Below are 269 nucleotides of genomic sequence, written 5' to 3' on the forward strand. Positions count from 1 at the left end.
AGAACCCCGACGCCGCAGCCGCCCAGCCGCTGTAGCTGTTCAGCATCGACACGACCACCGGCATGTCCCCGCCGCCGATCGACGCCACCAGATGCCAGCCCAACGCGAGGGCGAGGACGGTGACGACGATCAGCAGCCACAGGTGCGGGCTCGCCACGAACCACGCGGTGAACGCCACGAACAGCACCAGCGCGCCCAGGTTCAGGAAGTTCTTCCCGGGCAGCATCAACGGCGCGGACTTCATCCGCGCCGACAGTTTCAGGTTCGCC

1 protein-coding gene is annotated in these 269 nt (G+C 67.7%); it reads right to left on the reverse strand.

Features of this window, described 5'->3' with window-relative positions:
• On the reverse strand, positions 1–269 hold a 269-nt coding region (locus WA670_RS45095; protein WP_336162317.1), incomplete at both ends, for an NAD(P)(+) transhydrogenase (Re/Si-specific) subunit beta.

This window comes from Amycolatopsis sp. VC5-11 (assembly GCF_037034185.1).
Taxonomy (GTDB): domain Bacteria; phylum Actinomycetota; class Actinomycetes; order Mycobacteriales; family Pseudonocardiaceae; genus Amycolatopsis; species Amycolatopsis nivea.